The following is a 16,462-nucleotide window of genomic DNA, read 5'->3' as shown; positions in this document are numbered from 1 at the left end:
TTTATGATTCCGTAGTGAATCTTGGATTTACGATCTCTACTTTTTCGATAACGGATTCCTTTATATGTTTCCAGTATTCCGTATCTTCCAAAGATTTTTTATCCTTTCGGATAATATCTCTTAGTTCTTCGTTCCAAGAAGAAGTTAGATTCTTTTTTTCGTTCCAAGTTTTAGGAAACTCTGATTTTTTTTTAAGTAAAGAAGAAAGCCTCATTAGCTCTTTGTCTAAGGATTCTTCTCCGGAACGTATCTCCCTGGAAATTACTCCGAGCATATTCCAGCTTACTAATGTTTTATACGCGAGAAGGTCCTTATCTCTAAACTCAGGTAGGACTTCTTTCATTAGAAAATCCTGGATCGCTTCCAATAATTCCGTGGCGCTCGGTTTATCCTGCATTATGATTTCCTTATTTTACGGACTCTTCTATGAGTCTCATCGCCTCATATTCCATCTCGCAGGCCCTTCTTCCTATGGACGCGAGTTCTATTCCTTTATCCTTCCCAGAAAGATGACGTTCTGCTTGGCCAATACAACCGATCGCCCAACGAAGATTTCCCATCACTTCCCAATATCTAATCTTTATCGGATCTAATTTTACTCCGGAAGCTTTCTCGTAGATCTCATAAAACTCGGAACGATCTGCAAAGCCCCCCGCTTCTTTATTCAGTTTTCCGAATCTCCAATCTCTCATACACAACCAAGTCAGGTCTTCATGGCGATCACCCCAATGCGCAAATTCCCAATCCACAATTCCTTGCAGACCTTCCGAATTTACCATGAAGTTCCCTGTCCTAAAATCTCCGTGGATCAAGACAACTGCATCACTTTCAGGCGCATTCTTCTCTAACCAATTCAAAATGATTTCCATAGCTGGATAAGCTCCATCCATGGATTCTAATTGAGAACGCAAAGCTTGCACAGAACCCTGAGCTACTGTTTTGCCGCTCACATGTTGCCCAAGATTTAAAACTTCTTTTAGTTTTTCATCCTTACATTTTTCAGGAGTCACTGAATGGATACTCGCAAGATTTTCTGCAAGTTCTTGAGTAATTTGTTTACGAACCTTATTTAAACTTGGATCTTTTACTACGAATCTTCCCGTAGCTTTACCTTGGATCCTCTTCATAAAATAGAATGGATTTCCAGTGACTGAGTTATCAGACTCCAGCCAAAATGGTTCAGGAGTTTTAACACCCGCTTCGAATGCCATTCTACAAACTTTGAACTCATCTATTCTAGATAATGAAGCGAGTAAGGCTGCACCCTTGTCGGTTCTATAAACTGTTTGGTATTGGCCTGATTCAGGACCACCATTCACCTTGATATCAGCGGAAAAATTTTCCTGGCAGGCTCCTCCCGAAAGAGAAACCATATTAGCGATCTCTACTGTTCCTTGAAGCCTTTTTCCTAAATACGATTCCAGCCTTTCCTTCAATTCGGAATCTTTCACGATTAAAAGCTCTCCTTACCGGATATTAAATTCCTACCTATCACCATCTTATGGGTTTCGGTAGGTCCGTCGGCAATCCTTGCGGCCCTCGCATCTCTATAAAATAATTCTAATTTAAGATAACGACTAAAGCCGTGAGATCCGCAAATTTGAATAGCTCTATCGATACATTTATTCAATGTCTCGCTCACTTGCCATTTTGCTAAAGAGACAGCCTGTCTTGCGTCTCCACCTTTGCGAAGAATGTCGGCAGCCTTTAGTGTGAGCAGAAAACCTGACTCTATTTCTAAAGAGGATTCGGCAAACATCCACTGGATACCTTGGTGATCTGATAATTTCCCACCGAACAATTCTCTTTTGATCGCATATTCTCTTGCGATCTCCATAGATCTTCTGGCGAGACCAATCCATCTCATACAATGTGTAAGTCTTGCAGGCCCTAATCTTTCTTGGGAAAGTCTAAAACCTTCTCCAATTTTTCCTAATACTTGGGACTCATGCACTTTTACATTTTCGAATTTTAACTCGCAGTGACCGCCGGGGCCATGTGAACCTAAAACTCCAATTTCCTGCACCATTGTATATCCAGGAGCATCGGTAGGAACTAGGAACATCGAAGTTCTTCTGAAACTATCGTTTACCTTGGACATCACGATCAAAAAAGAAGCACCGTTTGCACCAGTGCAGTACCATTTATGACCGTTCAGAATATAATGGTCCCCGTCCTTCTCTGCGTTAGTCGAAAGAGTCGTAGGATCAGAGCCCGCACCTGGAGGAGGTTCAGTCATTGCAAACCCTGAGCGGATCTTTCCTTCCACAAGAGGATGATAATATTTCTTCTTTTGTTCTTCGTTTGCAGCTAAATGCAGAAGGTGCATATTTCCCTCGTCGGGAGCATCACAATTACAAAGATAAGGTGCGATAGGAGAACGTCCTAACTCGCTGAATACAAGTGCAGTTCCAACTAAGTCCAAACCGAGTCCGCCTTCCGACTTGGGAAGATGAGCGGTCCATAATCCTCTTTTTTTGGCTTCTTCTCTTAATTTTTGAACGATTGGCTCAGGCATTCTACCATGATCGTAATCGTAATGATCTTCTGCAGGAATGGCAACCTCGTCCACGAACGCCTTTGCTTTTGCCCTGATTCCGTCTAGTTCCTTAGGTATGGATAAATCCATGATATATTCAATTTTCCTTATTTATTCTTTTATTAATTCAGGAGGAAGTTTTAATTTTCCAATCCTGTCGTTATGAAGACTTCCTAAATAGATATACTCCCCTTTCCTTTTCACTGAGGTGATCTCTTTTAGATGTTTTCCTTTTGGCTCTTGGAAACTCGCTTCTACGACTCCATTTTCGTTCAGAATGACCGCAAAACCGTAAGGTTGAGGTTTAGGCCAAAGGAATTTTGGTAGCTTTGCTACGATTGATTTTGTCCAAGGACGAGGATGTAAGATCTTATCCACCATATTATTACGAACAGTGAATAACGCTAGATAGAAATGGCCCTTACGATCCGAAGAAATATTATCTGGAAAACCAGGAAGATTCTCCGCCCATATCTCGCTTGTCCCTGCCTTAGGTCCTTTGATCCAATATCTATGGATCCTATATTTATATGTTTCGTTTAATACTAAAAAATCCTCATTTTTAGAAAGAGCTACTCCATTCGGAAAGAAAAGATCCTTCATAAGAGTTGTGGTCTTTTTCGTATGAGGGTCGTATTTTAATAAACGACCATGAGGAACAGATTCCATTAGATCATACAAATATTCTGCTGAGCCGTATTTATCACTCGCATCTGAAAAATAGATCGTTCCATCTTTTGCGACATCTAGATCATCGGTGAATTTAAAAGGAATACCTTCCGATTCTGTGGTAAGAACTTCTACCTTTCCATCTTTGCTGATCTTTAATAAGCCTTTGATTGCATCCGCTACTACAATAGAACCATCTCCTAGTAATTTCATCCCAAGAGGTCTCCCCCCCGTGAATGCGTGCGCCTTCATTTCTCCGTCTTTGGAAATAAGATACACTTTGCCATCTTCACTCGCAGAGTAAATATTACCTTCATCATCCGGTTCAATATCTTCCGGGCCATGTATCTTTCCGAGTGCGATTAGTTCTGCGGATTCCAAAGCTTTGTTCTCTTGGAAGGCGCCGATTAACCCGGTATCAATAGGTGGTTGGTAGGCAATAGGTTGGATGGGAGAAGGTTTGAGTGCAAAACCTATTATAAAAATGATAATGAACGCTGCAGTGAGCAGGAGGATTTTTTTCGTGTTCACGATTCCCTCCTTAGGGAAAACGAATGAGACGCTACTTACGAAGGTCGGGCAGTCAACGTAAAATTCTAAGGTTCCAGCCTTCTTCCCAGAATAATTGATTGCGGCTCCCAACCAATCGCCGATATCGTACATGAGGACTAAAAACTTTTCCGGTCCGATTTAGCATGAAGATCTCTGAAGATATGGTAAACAAACACGGCCTCCGCTTTAAGGAATCCGCTGTTATTTTCGATGAGAATGAACCGGCGGATCAAATGTATCTGATCCTTTCTGGAAAAGTTGGAATCCATAAAAAAGTAAAAGAAGCATTCAAACTTCTTATAGAACTGAAAGAAGGGGACATGTTCGGCGAGATGGCACTAGTGGATCGTAAACCCAGAAGTGCAAGAGCCATTGCAAAAACCGATGTATTATTATTTGCGATCACTGAGAGCGTGTTCTATAACCTAATCCAGACAAATCCTTCTTTCTCTTTGAAGATGGTAAAAATGCTTTCTTCCAGATTAAGAGAGACCAACCAAACCATAGCTAGTCTTTTAAAAGGAGACAGAAAGAATATTGTAACTTCTGCACTGATCACTTTCGCACAAACGAGAGGAGAACAAGAAGACGGACAATACAAGGTACATTTGGCAGCATTTATGAAATGGGCCATTTTAAGAGTTGGATTAGAACATACGGATTTAGTATCCGCGATCAATCTTTTGGTAAAAGACAAATTGGTCGAACAACCTAAAAACGATCCCAGCCATATATTGATACGGGAAACGTTTTTTAAATACACATTGGACCAGTAATTCTTGGTTGAACAAAGCTCACCGGCCAAACAAAGCAGGCTGGATTATCTAGACAATCTTAGATCCTTCGCGCTATTATTGGGATTAGCATTCCATGTTGCGATCGTATATGCTGCAATCATTATATATCCATTAAGAAATGACGATAGATCCATAGCCTTCGATGTATTCGGAGAATGGGTGCATCTTTTTAGAATGCCGATGTTCTTTGTACTTTCTGGATATTTTACGGAAAGGATCTATCTTTCCAAAACATTAAAAGAATTCTTAAAGCTAAGAGCATTGCGGATCATTCTTCCATTGATCCCCGGGATCATACTATTTGCGCCAATGCAATATTATGTGAATGCATTACAAGAAGGTTACCAAGGAAACTATTTCAAATTTTTAGGTGAGGAATTTTTACTTAAGAATCCGGCTCCTTCTCACCTTTGGTTCATTCTATATCTAGCATTATATACATTTTTATATTTAGCCGTTCGCCCAATAGCCTCCAGGCTCGGAAAACTTATACTTCCTTCTTCCAGATATGGGGAAGAAGGATCCGAAAAAAGTCCTAGCGTAAAATGGGAAACATTACTTATAGCAGGAATTTGGTGTACCATCTGGACCTGCGGGATTAATTACTTTTTTTTAAAGGACGAAAAATACCTAAACATAGAACCGGTCCAGTTCATATACGATTTTAGTTTTTTCTTATTTGGTAGTTTTTTAATCGGTAAAGAAAGCACGATCTTAAAAGGAAAAACGGATCTGTCCGAGATCATGCTGCTCGGATTTTTATCGTTTTTGTTTTTCGGATTATTTTATTGGATCAGCACGATCGACCCATACTGGTCTTATTTCGGATATACTGGATACACGAATAGAATACTTCATATTTTTCTAAAATGTTTAGGCGGATGGATCTGGATCGCTTTTTTCATCCGACTCTTTCAGTTATTCTTTAATAAAACTAGTAAATTCAGTTCTTATCTAAGGGAATCCAGTTTACCAGTTTATTTGATCCATCATCCAATCTCGCTCGGGATCGGATTTTTAGTAGTGAGCACTGGTCTGTCTATCTGGATCAAATTTGCACTTCATATATTCTTAGTATATGCTGTAACTTTTTTGGTTTATCATTTCATCATCAGAGATTCAAACTTCTGGCTGACTGTGTTAGGAAATAAAGGAATCAGTTTTAAGCGAAATAAAGGATAGAAGATCCAAAAAATCCGATTCCTCGAATTTTTAAATTACCTTTAGTAGACGAAGTATTTTTCCAAAGGTAAGGGTAACCAGATTATCAGGCTTAGGCCTTTCTGACACGATCCTTCCGTCTGGCAAACGAAAGTATAATTCCCCGTTTTTAGAAAACACATTTGGAAGACCAAATTTACGATTTTCTTCCTGAGCCTTCTGAATGGCTCTTTCAAAAATCCGAGTAAACTCTTCGGCTTCTTCTTGGTAAGCTTTCTTATTTAATTTATTCATCTTCTTCAATGACTCGGAGAAAGACAGAAAGTAGCTCCGAGTTAATTGTATCATAACTACTTTTTCCGCCAAGCGCAAAACATTCCAGTTTTTCCCCTGCATTGAAATACGCTACCCAATTGTCAGCCAGAGAGCGATACAAACTCCAGAAATTCCTTTTACTCCTTGAAAATCTTCGAACAACTACATCGTCCGGTATACTATGACCACCCTTTGCAACTCTATCCCGAATCCTTTCAATACATTGTTTAGGAGTTTCCAATACAGTATAAAAGATCGAAATTTTATAACCGGATTTTCTGAACTTTTGAATAGTCCCTTTTAAATAATTTCCAGATAAAGTTGATTCAATAATTAGACTATTTTCCGATCTTAATTCTCTTTCTATAGCTTTGAAAAATAATCTTCCTGCTTCCAAGTGAGCACTTGTTGTACCTTTATTCTCTAAACCTTTTTCCATTTCATCTGCATTTAAAAAGTATAACCATAGGCGTCTCGATGTTCCAAGGCGAACGTTGTTTTTCCTGAACCGTTGGGCCCAGCAACAATGATCAGATGTTTCATTCCATTTTAGTTTTTGCTGAAGAGATCCTGAAAACAATCACATTAGGGGATTTTACAAATGCTTTGGGAGAAAATTAATTCCGCAATCCCTGTCCTTCGGTTTCTACCTATAAGTTAATTCAGATCTAGTAATCCTACGAATAGAAATTTATCAGCTTAAAGTTCATAATTTTCCTGTAAATGGCAAAGAAAGCATGAACCTAAATCGAAAAACTCGGATCTACCAACGAATCAGAAGCAATTTACGAATTCAATTGAGAAGCACCTTTCATAATTTCATAATATTTATAAGGATCTAGAAAATTTTAAGGATTGCCATCGGTGCTTTATTCTCTAAAATCCAAGAAAATGTCCGTCCGAACCCGCCCCAAAATCTTTTTAATAGACGATCACCCGATTGTTCGTTCTGGATTAGAATCCGAAATCAAAGCTTCCGGAGATTACGAATATTGCGGTTCTTCTTCTTCAATACGAGAAGGTACAAAAATTATGGGTTTCGCTAAACCGGATCTTTTAATCTGCGATGTATCTCTCCAAGAGGAAAATGGGATCAAAGAACTGGATTCAATTCGTAAAAAATTTCCGGATATGAAGATCGTATTTTTAACAATGCACAGGGATTGGTCTTATTTGCAGGATGCAATCTCTGCAGGTGCTGATGGCTATATACTAAAAAGTGATTCCATGGAATCCATTATGGCTTCCATTAAAAAAGTATTAAATAGAGGCAGAGTATTCCCCGGAGAGATTGCAAACTTCAACTATGACGAAAAACATATTAGAGATATTGCCGAGATCGTCAAAAAGCTGACTAAAAGAGAAAGTCAAATCCTGAACTTTTTATCCAAGGGAAAATTAAATAGAGAAATTGCCGAAGAATTAAAACTAAGCGTTAGAACAGTTGAAGCTCATAGAGCATCCATTTTCAAAAAGTTAGAAGTGGATAATATGGTAGAATTAACCAGAATCTTAGTCCAGCTTAAATCCTTAGCCTCCAATTAAGAACGAAGAAGTATTGTAAATCTCGTCCCCTTCCCTTCTTCGGAAGAAACAAGTATCTCTCCTCCATGTGCTGATACAATTTTACGGATGATAGAAAGACCAAGTCCTGTCCCATAAGGTTTCTTACTTCCAAATCCTGAATCGAAAATATATTTCTCCATATCCTTACTAAAACCTTCTCCATTGTCTTCGAAAATCAGATACACAACATCCTCTTCTCTTTCGATCCAAATAGAAAAGATCCCTTTTTCATTGGTTGCTTCCGTTGCATTTTTAGCCAGATTAAAAATCAATCTACGAATGCGAAGTGGATCCAGGCGAATATTCCCTTTCGCATTTATCTTGGTTATCAACTTCATTTCAGTAGATTGAAAGAAGGTTCCTAAATCCTCAAAAATTTCCTTAAAATAAGTTTTTATATCTACACTCTGTAAATCCAGAATAATCCTATTTTTAGAAAAATCTAATATATCTAAAGTAAGATTCGTAAGTGCATCCACCTCCTTCTCTGCTTGAAAAAGAAGACTGGTTGATTTACCTTTTTTAGATCCTATATTTTTCAGATTTTGACGGATCATCGCAATCGGATGCCCCAAATCGTGAACAATCTCTGCAGAAAGTTCTCCTATAATTGCTAATTTCTCTCTATCTTGTCTTGCAATATTACGCACTGAAAACGCAAGTGCATCCGCAATTCCTCTTACCCAATCCACTTGAGAATCCTCGGAATATACTTCGAAAGGAAGATCAAAAATCAATTTATATAACTGCTCATCTTGAACAGATACGATCAGTCTGTTATTTTGGACCATCGGTTCCGTCAGAGAAGAAGGGTCCAAGCCCAAAAGGTCCTGCACATCATATTTATAAACTTCTACAGTTTCTAAGTTTCCAGAGGAAGAGATAGAGTATCTTTTCCAAACAGATGAATTTGGCTCTTCTAAATACACATATACTATTTGTTCTTTTCCATTCTCATGAAGTATCTTTAAAACAGTATCTGCGGCCTTATCATAAGAAGAAGATTGCATAATCTCTCGAGTAGAGAACACAAGAGATTTCATTTTGGTGCCCAGGATATCGGAACGTCGAAATGCTTCTGAGAATATTTTGGAAATAAGAATGGAATATGCGAGTATCAGTGCAACTTCTCCATATTGGATCAGGTAATCACCCTTCCAAAATCCAAAAAATAGAATAATATCATTCAAAGTGCATAAACTGATCACTACATAACCTGCGAAGAGAATAAAACCTCCCTCTATTCTTCTTTTTAAACCTATCGCAAGTAGAACGAACCAAATCGGCATTGTAACCAAAGGCATGTATAATGCTACAGGAAGAAGTGTAAGCGTATAATACTTATTCGGAAAAAATAATACTATAAAGATCGCAATATAATAAGGAATACAGATATATTGACCAAACCTTCTCCAAAAATCAGTCTTACAATATCTATACAAAAACGCGTATAACGTAGGGCCAGAAGCATATACACTGATATATTCCAATCGATTTGGTAGTTCCCAAGAAATCCCTTGCAGAAATTCGTAAGCAAGTCTGGAATCTCCGTTTGTCAAAGAACGGATCATGATCAGAAAACAATGAAATGCGAATAATATATGTGCGGATTCGTTCCTTCTGAAAAAATAAAAGAAGATATTATAAAAGGACATCGTAGCAGCAATGAGCACCAAAGCCCATTCAAGATCTCTACGTTTCCGGACATTATGCAAAACGGTTTCCCATTCTCCTAACTGTATGGAATTCCAAATTCCTCCCCATCTATTTTGAAAATTGGATACATGAAACACTAACTCCAGATTTTCCGAATAAGGAACCAAAGAAATTTTTAATTCATACTTTGCTCTCGCTTCCGATTTAGATTTTCCGAGATCACCTACACTTGCGATTTTCTTTCCGTTTGCAAAAAGTATGTAAGAAGTTCCTAGATCAGGGATCTTGAGAGCTAAGGCTTGCCTTCTCTCACCCAATTTTAGCTTAAGTCGATAGGTTGCGTAACCTTGACCAGGCTCTTCTGGATTTTTCGAAAAGCTTTCAATCCAAACTGAAGGAATAGTTACTATTTTTCTTTTGGATCTAAATTTCGGATCTGAGAAGTCACCGGGAGAAATAAATTCTTCCCAATAAAATTCCCATTCTCCATCCAAAGAAATGATCTTACCATCTTCGAAAGGATACTCGCTTAAATCCAGAGTTCCATTCTTTGCAAAAGAATGTTCTGAACCTGATCCAATAAGACCGCATTGAAAAAGAAAAGAAGAGATTAGGAGGGTAAAGAAGGTTGTTTTTCCGAATCTCACGCGGCAAATCTAAGGTGAATCTTGAAATCCGCAAATGCAAAACCTGTCGGTTATTCTAAAAATCCCTTGCCAGAGAATCTCGAATAAAAATCATGTCTCTTACCGGGCCTGTAGCTCAGCTGGTTAGAGCACACGCTTGATAAGCGTGGGGTCATAAGTTCAAATCTTATCAGGCCCAGGTAAAACGGTTTAGATAGAGTGGGTAGTCAGATTTCTGACAAACTTCTAAACTGTTCAAAAGCTTCCACTCATCCCTGAAACAAGGGGCGTTAGCTCAGCTGGGAGAGCATCTGATTTGCATTCAGAAGGTCATCGGTTCGATCCCGATACGCTCCATTCTTCTTTTTTCAAATAACCCTCAAATCGTAACTTAAATTTCATCCTATGGCATTTTACCGCCAAATAAGGCTCGTGGAAAAAGCTGGACCTTTCCCCTTAAGATAAAAAAACTCAGTCCTTAAGAATTTACCTTCTGTTAGGATTGTATGAAACTAAAACGGATATTAACTCTTCTCTTTATATTCCTCATATTCAGTTTTTGTAAAAAAGCTGAACCGATTGGAAAAGGTTATGTTTTACAATCCGGACTATGTTTACATAGCTCTCACCAATTACAGTCAGAATGTTTAGAAAAATTAGAAGCAGGCAGTGTCGTTCAAATTTTAAAATATAAAGTTCCTGATTCGGAATTAGGAGAAAACTTATTCTGGTATCTGGTTAGCTCAGGAAAAAGCCAAGGTTATGTTTCTATGAACGAAGAAGTTTCCAGAAATATGTTTGCTAGTATTTTTCCAAGTACATCTGAAAATATGATCGTAAGTGCAAGCTCATTAAGACTTAGAGCAACCCCTTCTCTTTTAGGCGAAATTTTAGAAATGCTTCCAAACGGAACGGAAGTAACTGCCTATGGAAAAACACCATTTAACGTAAAAATTGATGGAAAATACGATGGTTGGGTGGAAATTGTTTCGCCATCCGGAAAGAGAGGTTTCAGTTTTGCAGGATTTCTTAAACACTCGCCTGAAACGTTAGGAGATGATTCCGAATTCACCGGCGATCCCATCACTGGCTTTATTGTTATCCGAAATCCAAATGCTACCCTTTGGGAAATTCCTGAAAAAACAAAATGGAAAGGAAAAAATTCCTGCGACAGGGGTGATGAAGAGCGAAAACTAAATATCCAAGATATGTATTTAGTTGCGGTTGAAAAAACTAAATTGAATGGGACCGTATATTATAAAGGAAACCGACATTTTTATGGGTATACAGAAGTATCCCAAGACGATTACGGATGTGTCAGTTTCTGGGTAGCCGAACCGGATTTGGAATATTCTAACGAAACTATGTTTGAATGGTCCAAGAAAAAATATGGGATCAGTTTTGATCAAAAATTGCTCCAACATCTTTCAAAACAAGAAAATCCATTAGAAGATGTATCTACTCTTTCCGTTGCAGAAGTAAATCAACCTTCAATTTCCGGAGAAACATTATACGAAATATCCTATGACTCCTATGATGATAATTTTAATAAAGGAAGAGATACTATCCAACAATTATACCTGAAAAATTCTTCAGGATACTTTCTTCTATTGGATAATATCCAGCCCTCTTCAAAAATTGATCTCGATGGAGATGGGATTTATGAATGGAAGGTCGTAAACGCTTTTAGATCAAACAGTGAAACAAAATATTATTATCGATCCGGAAATACTTTAAAAGAATTTTTCAGTATGACCCAGTCGGACCTAACAGACTGTAATGGGGTGACAAGCGACGGTAATTCAAATATTGAGTATTGTCATCTGGAAGAATCTCCTCCCTATATCATAATTACCCAAGGAAAGAAAATTAAAAAATATAAATATTCCAAGGGAAAAGTAACTCTTGTCAAATAGGTTCGAATTCCTTTTTCTTTATATTTTTGTATTTAGCCTTTTTTTCGGATGCAAGAAGAAAAATGATTTAGAGACTTTACGTTTTTCGAATGGAGTTTATCCGATTTATTTCGATTTAGACTCCGACTCAGCCCGAAATTCTAAAAATGGCAACCTACTAGAAAAAAGTTCCGACTGCGGGACCTGTCATAAAGCGATTTTCGAAAATTGGAAAACTTCAAGACATAGCCAAGCTTTTACAAATCCATTATACAAACAAAGTCATGAAAAAGAGCCGATGAGTTGGTGTCTAAATTGCCACGCTCCCTTTCTACAAGCAAACTCAGATCCTAAGGATCCAAACCAACGACTCCAATCCGAGGATGGAGTGTCCTGTATAACATGCCATGTAAGAGAAGGCAAAATACTCGTTAGCAATTTGCCTACACAAACCGAAAAGGTTCATGAGTATAAACAAACAGAACTATTAGCCTCCGAGGAATTTTGCGGGAACTGCCACCAATTCAATTTTCCAGACAAAGACTCCATTTCGAAAAAGAAAGATTTCGTTTCTTATTCAAAGACTCCCATGCAAAATACTTTGGAAGAATGGAAACAATCCGAGTGGTACGGCAAAAAAAATTGCCAATCTTGTCATCTTCTCCCGAACACTTCGAAATCTCATACTTTTCCTGGTGGACATAGCCATAAAAAATTGGAGGGCTCTTTTACGGTAAATATAGAAAGAAATTCTAAATTTACATATATAGTTTCTATTTTCGCAAATGGAATTGCCCACTCCTTTCCCACAGGAGACCTTTTTAGGTCCTTGAGGTTTCGCATCCTAACTAAAGAAGGAGCTTTTCTCCAAGAATGGAAATTGGGAAAAACATATGAAGATAATCTTTATGCTAAATCGTCTGACGCGGTAAAATATCTTTCGAAAGATGATGTGTTTCTTCCTCCCAAACACAACTCTAGAAAAAGTAAAAAACAATTCACATTTCAATATGAAAAAGAAACGGATATTTTTCGTTACGAACTCTTTATGGATTATGTAAATCCAACCACTCATGTATTCGGCAAGCTACCATCTGAAATAACGATTCAAAAATTCAAATCTGAAGAAATAAAAGTTTCGGTTTGGAACGGTTCCAACGGCTAATTGGAGATCTCAGTCGGATTGAGGTCTGATAAAAAAGGCTGGATCTAATCTGATTCGAAGAAAGAATTCGGATCATGAAACTTTCCTTCTATAGATCCTTTCTAATCCCGGCGATTTCTCTAATATTCTTTAGCATCTCCTGTGACGATATACGACGCCTATTGGTAGCCAATGTAGATGATATGGCAAAATATAAGGCAGAAGGAAAAGAATCCGGCCTGGTTGCAGTATTCAATCAAAATGACGAAAAAAGAAAGAAGATCAATATCAGCCTTACTACGATCGGAAAAGGATTTGAACAACCTGTAGATCTGCTTATGATCCCTGGTCCGGATATCTTCTTGGTAGCGGAAAAAACAGGAGCATTAAAATGGCTGGACCCAAAAGACGGAACTTCAGGTATATTAATAAAACTTGATGGTATTTCAACTGACTCGGAACAAGGACTCTTAGGTGTAGTATTACATCCAGAATTTCCAGAAAAACCTCTTCTTTATTTGAACTATGTTGCAAAGAAAAATGGAGAAACCAGTAGAGTTTCAGAATGGACCATAGATCTTCCTAAAGATCCTAAAAAAGCGAAACTTTCTAAAGAAAGGATCTTGATGGAGGTTAAACAACCTTACGGAAATCATAACGCAGGGCAATTGGCATTCGGAAAAGACGGAATGTTATACATCGCCTGGGGAGATGGAGGATGGATGGGTGACCCGAAAGGGAACGGACAAAATCCTTCCACATTCTTGGGCTCCGTGTTAAGAGTAGATGTGAATTCTAAAGATCCAGGTAAAGAATATTCCGTTCCAAAAGATAATCCTTTTTTAAAAGAACCTTCTTTCAAACCAGAAACATTCGCTTATGGTTTCAGGAACCCTTGGAGATATTCTTTCGATCCTTCCGGAAGATTAATCATCGCTGATGTAGGACAAGATCTATTCGAAGAAATTGATATAGTAGAAGCAGGAAAAAACTACGGTTGGAACAAAATGGAAGCTACTCATTGTTTCGAGCCTAAAACAGACTGCGATAAAAAGGGATTAACAGATCCAGTTTATGAATATGGAAGAGAAGACGGAAGTTCCATTACCGGCGGTTATGTGGTAACTAACGATCGTATTGGAGATCTTCATGGTAAATATGTTTTCGGAGACTTTGTATCCGGAAGAATTTGGGCAATTGACCTTCCTAAACACGGAAGCCCAGTAAAAGAGGCATACTCTCTCGGTAAATGGCCCGTATTAATTTCTAGTTTCGGAAAAGATGCAAGAGGTTCCGTCTATATAGCGGACTTCGGAGCAGGACAAATACTTAGGATTGATCCTGGTAAATAATGTATACTCCGGAACATTTTAAATTAGAAAATTTTGATATAATTCATGAGATCATCGGCAAATATCCGTTTGCCGTTTTGATCTCAACAAACGGAGAAGGATTAGAAGCGACTCACCTCCCTCTCCTTCTCTCCAAAGACAAATCCAGCTTGATCGGCCATATGGCCTCCGGGAATCCGCTCTTACAAGAGAAATCAAAAGTTTTAAGTGTGTTTCACGGCCCACATGCTTATATATCACCCAGCTGGTACGAGTCGGAGCAAACTGTTCCTACATGGAATTATATCTCAGTACATGTAAAAGGCACATTGCGGCTTTTAGATAGGGATCAAACCGAAAAAGTTTTACAAGATTCTATTCAATATTTCGAATCAGAAAATTCCGGATACAACTACCAATCTCCGAAACCAGAGATCAGAAATTCTCTTTTAGGGAAAATAAAAGGATTTGAGATCTATAATCTAAGTTACGAAGCAAAATTAAAACTTAGCCAAAATCATTCTTTAGAAAGGAGAAAAAGAGTAATAGATACTCTGGAACTTTCTAAACAAGACGAAGATCGCAAATTGGCAGAATGGATGAGAAGGATAAACAATATCCAGAAATCTTAATATCGATTTGTAGAAAATTTCCAGATATCGATCTTACCTCGATTTTCTTTTACAAATTCCAAACTCTTGTCCGGATTTGTAAAAGAATAGATTGGGGTTTTATTACAATATGAAATTGAAATCGGTTCTCCTAATTTTTTCCTTACAATCTTTTCATCCACATCATCTATAATCGCAAAAGTATAAGGTGGATTCTCTCTTTCGAACCAGCTTAAATTATTCTGCCAATAGAATAACATTAGATCGTTTAGATAATCGTCAGGCTCCAATTTCTTTTTGGAGAAAATCCGAATCGGTCTTACATACCAAAAACTGGCAATTCCCCTCTTCCAATGATGTTTATCTGCAAGTTCGTCTATACAAGCCACTTTTTCTGGATAATGTGATAACCCAAGGCCTTTAGAATAAGAAGAATAAATCCCGACAAGAATCCCAAGAGAAAATACACAGCCCAATGCAAACTTTGCTATTGGAATATTTGTAATTCTTAAAATACTAACTGCCCCAATTCCTAAAAACCCAAGAAGGATTTCTCCGAAATAGCGGTCTATTCCGTGAATACCAGATTGTCCTGTTAATCCAAAAATAAATCCATATAACAAAAAAACAATAGGAACGATAATCCCAAGGATGAAGAAAAGATGAATCGGTTCCTGCAAAGTTGCTTTTTCTTCTTTCTTGGTTAACAATTTCAGGATACCAAAAAAGAGAATGATTAAAGTTAGATAGATCCAATTCTCTCTACATAAATGTAAAAATGGATCGGAGAAATTTTCCCATCTCCAACTAGCAACTGCATCTCCTAATTTTTTAGGTGCAGCAGTTCCAGGAAAAAACACAAAACTGCTCTTGCGTAAAATTTGAAAAACAATCCTGGATATTACTATTCCAAGAACCACAGGAAAGTAAGTGTAAGCAATTTTTTGGAGTCGATGGACGGACCTTCCGTTAATTACCCAATCCAAAAGATGCAAACCTAATGAAGGAATTAGAAAGTATGGAATAAAAAGCAGATCACTTAAAGAAAATAGAAACACAACTCCAGTGACTAAAATAAAATGTTTTTTAGAATTATATTCTTCCCATTGGTAGAAAAATCCCCAGGCCCAACATAAAACCGCCAAATTCCCGCCATGAAATCCGGGTAAAAAAACAAACAGATCTTGTTTAAATAAAATTAATATGACTCCGGTCAAAAAACCGAAAGCCAAAATTAGGCTCAATATCTCATAAGAAATTTTTTCTTTCGTTATCTTCTTCAAAAGGAATATAATCCCAAACAGAAGAAAGGTCCACTGAAATGCAGAGTAAGTTAAATGGGTCAATTCCCAGCCGTTATTCTTTAGTAACAAGAAAATGGTTCTAAGTCCAAAATACTGGACTAAATCTGGGAAAAAATATAGGGCGGGAGTCCAACCAAAACCATCTAAGGATATTAAAAAGTTTGCTCCGGGTTTTAGAAAAAGTTCCTGGTAAATTACTGAAAAAAAAAGAGAATCAGAGTTATAAAAGAAATCAGCGAGTCTTGGATCGACTGCCACTCTTCCTAAAGAGATGCAGAATCCGGCAAGACCAAGGG

The 16,462-nt window shown here is 37.8% G+C and carries 15 protein-coding genes and 2 tRNA genes; 9 read left to right on the top strand and 8 right to left on the bottom strand.

Annotated features, from left to right (window positions below; all coding sequences use genetic code 11):
• Nucleotide 1: 1 nt before the first annotated feature.
• From B1C82_RS02245 to B1C82_RS02230, 4 genes are read right to left on the bottom strand one after another with little or no spacing between them, the layout of a single operon-like run.
• Complete coding sequence (locus tag B1C82_RS02245) at nt 2-397, bottom strand: DUF6285 domain-containing protein (RefSeq protein ID WP_086445999.1); 396 nt, start codon at nt 395-397, stop codon at nt 2-4.
• 10 nt (nt 398-407) lie between these two features.
• Nucleotides 408-1,451, bottom strand: coding sequence for a phosphotransferase family protein (locus B1C82_RS02240; protein WP_086445998.1), 1,044 nt, complete (start codon nt 1,449-1,451; stop codon nt 408-410).
• A 2-nt stretch (nt 1,452-1,453) separates the two neighbouring features.
• Nucleotides 1,454-2,629, bottom strand: a complete 1,176-nt coding sequence (locus tag B1C82_RS02235; protein WP_086445997.1) for an acyl-CoA dehydrogenase family protein — start codon at nt 2,627-2,629, stop codon at nt 1,454-1,456.
• A 21-nt stretch (nt 2,630-2,650) separates the two neighbouring features.
• Nucleotides 2,651-3,871, bottom strand: coding sequence for an SMP-30/gluconolactonase/LRE family protein (locus B1C82_RS02230; protein ID WP_086445996.1), 1,221 nt, complete (start codon nt 3,869-3,871; stop codon nt 2,651-2,653).
• A gap of 32 nt (nt 3,872-3,903) precedes the next feature.
• Between B1C82_RS02230 and B1C82_RS02225 the strand changes: the two genes are divergently transcribed.
• A complete protein-coding gene (locus B1C82_RS02225; protein ID WP_086445995.1) occupies nt 3,904-4,536 on the top strand; it encodes a Crp/Fnr family transcriptional regulator in 633 nt (210 codons plus the stop codon).
• 3 nt (nt 4,537-4,539) lie between these two features.
• Nucleotides 4,540-5,739, top strand: a complete 1,200-nt coding sequence (locus B1C82_RS02220) for an acyltransferase family protein (RefSeq protein ID WP_086445994.1) — start codon at nt 4,540-4,542, stop codon at nt 5,737-5,739.
• 30 nt (nt 5,740-5,769) lie between these two features.
• On the opposite strand, the gene B1C82_RS02215 is transcribed toward B1C82_RS02220, so the two are convergent.
• Nucleotides 5,770-6,012 (bottom strand): hypothetical protein, encoded by a 243-nt coding sequence (locus B1C82_RS02215; protein WP_086445993.1) that lies wholly within the window; start codon nt 6,010-6,012, stop codon nt 5,770-5,772.
• Nucleotides 6,005-6,613 carry a zeta toxin family protein gene (locus B1C82_RS02210; RefSeq protein WP_411550354.1) on the bottom strand — a complete coding sequence of 203 codons (609 nt, stop codon included), beginning with the start codon at nt 6,611-6,613 and terminating at the stop codon, nt 6,005-6,007. The genes B1C82_RS02215 and B1C82_RS02210 overlap by 8 nt, the downstream gene beginning before the upstream one ends.
• 311 nt (nt 6,614-6,924) lie before the next feature.
• Here B1C82_RS02210 and B1C82_RS02205 point away from each other — a divergent pair, with 311 nt between their 5' ends.
• Nucleotides 6,925-7,578, top strand: coding sequence for a response regulator (locus B1C82_RS02205; RefSeq protein ID WP_234008512.1), 654 nt, complete (start codon nt 6,925-6,927; stop codon nt 7,576-7,578).
• Here the strand turns inward: B1C82_RS02205 and B1C82_RS02200 are convergent.
• A complete protein-coding gene (locus B1C82_RS02200) occupies nt 7,575-9,902 on the bottom strand; it encodes a sensor histidine kinase (protein WP_086445990.1) in 2,328 nt (775 codons plus the stop codon). The genes B1C82_RS02205 and B1C82_RS02200 overlap by 4 nt on opposite strands.
• 104 nt (nt 9,903-10,006) lie before the next feature.
• Between B1C82_RS02200 and B1C82_RS02195 the strand changes: the two genes are divergently transcribed.
• From B1C82_RS02195 to B1C82_RS02170, 6 genes are all read left to right on the top strand, one after another.
• Nucleotides 10,007-10,080 (top strand) — tRNA-Ile (locus tag B1C82_RS02195).
• Nucleotides 10,081-10,165: 85 nt separating this feature from the next.
• Nucleotides 10,166-10,238: transfer RNA gene (locus B1C82_RS02190), tRNA-Ala, on the top strand.
• A 149-nt stretch (nt 10,239-10,387) separates the two neighbouring features.
• Nucleotides 10,388-11,797, top strand: coding sequence for an SH3 domain-containing protein (locus B1C82_RS02185; protein ID WP_086445989.1), 1,410 nt, complete (start codon nt 10,388-10,390; stop codon nt 11,795-11,797).
• Complete coding sequence (locus B1C82_RS02180) at nt 11,787-12,941, top strand: multiheme c-type cytochrome (protein WP_086445988.1); 1,155 nt, start codon at nt 11,787-11,789, stop codon at nt 12,939-12,941. The genes B1C82_RS02185 and B1C82_RS02180 overlap by 11 nt, the downstream gene beginning before the upstream one ends.
• A 74-nt stretch (nt 12,942-13,015) precedes the next feature.
• Entirely contained in the window at nt 13,016-14,272 is a 1,257-nt protein-coding gene (locus B1C82_RS02175) for a PQQ-dependent sugar dehydrogenase (protein ID WP_086445987.1), read from the top strand.
• On the top strand, nt 14,272-14,883 hold the full coding sequence (locus B1C82_RS02170) for an FMN-binding negative transcriptional regulator (RefSeq protein WP_086445986.1): 612 nt from the start codon (nt 14,272-14,274) through the stop codon (nt 14,881-14,883). Before B1C82_RS02175 ends, B1C82_RS02170 begins: the two co-directional genes overlap by 1 nt.
• Here B1C82_RS02170 and B1C82_RS02165 read toward each other — a convergent pair.
• Nucleotides 14,880-16,424, bottom strand: coding sequence for a hypothetical protein (locus B1C82_RS02165; RefSeq protein ID WP_234008513.1), 1,545 nt, complete (start codon nt 16,422-16,424; stop codon nt 14,880-14,882). The two genes, B1C82_RS02170 and B1C82_RS02165, sit on opposite strands and share 4 nt — an antisense overlap.
• Nucleotides 16,425-16,462: the final 38 nt, after the last annotated feature.

It is taken from the genome of Leptospira venezuelensis (genome assembly GCF_002150035.1).
Classification (GTDB): domain Bacteria; phylum Spirochaetota; class Leptospiria; order Leptospirales; family Leptospiraceae; genus Leptospira_B; species Leptospira_B venezuelensis.
The sequence above is the reverse complement of the archived record's forward strand: the minus strand, read 5'-3'. Positions and strand labels throughout refer to the sequence as shown.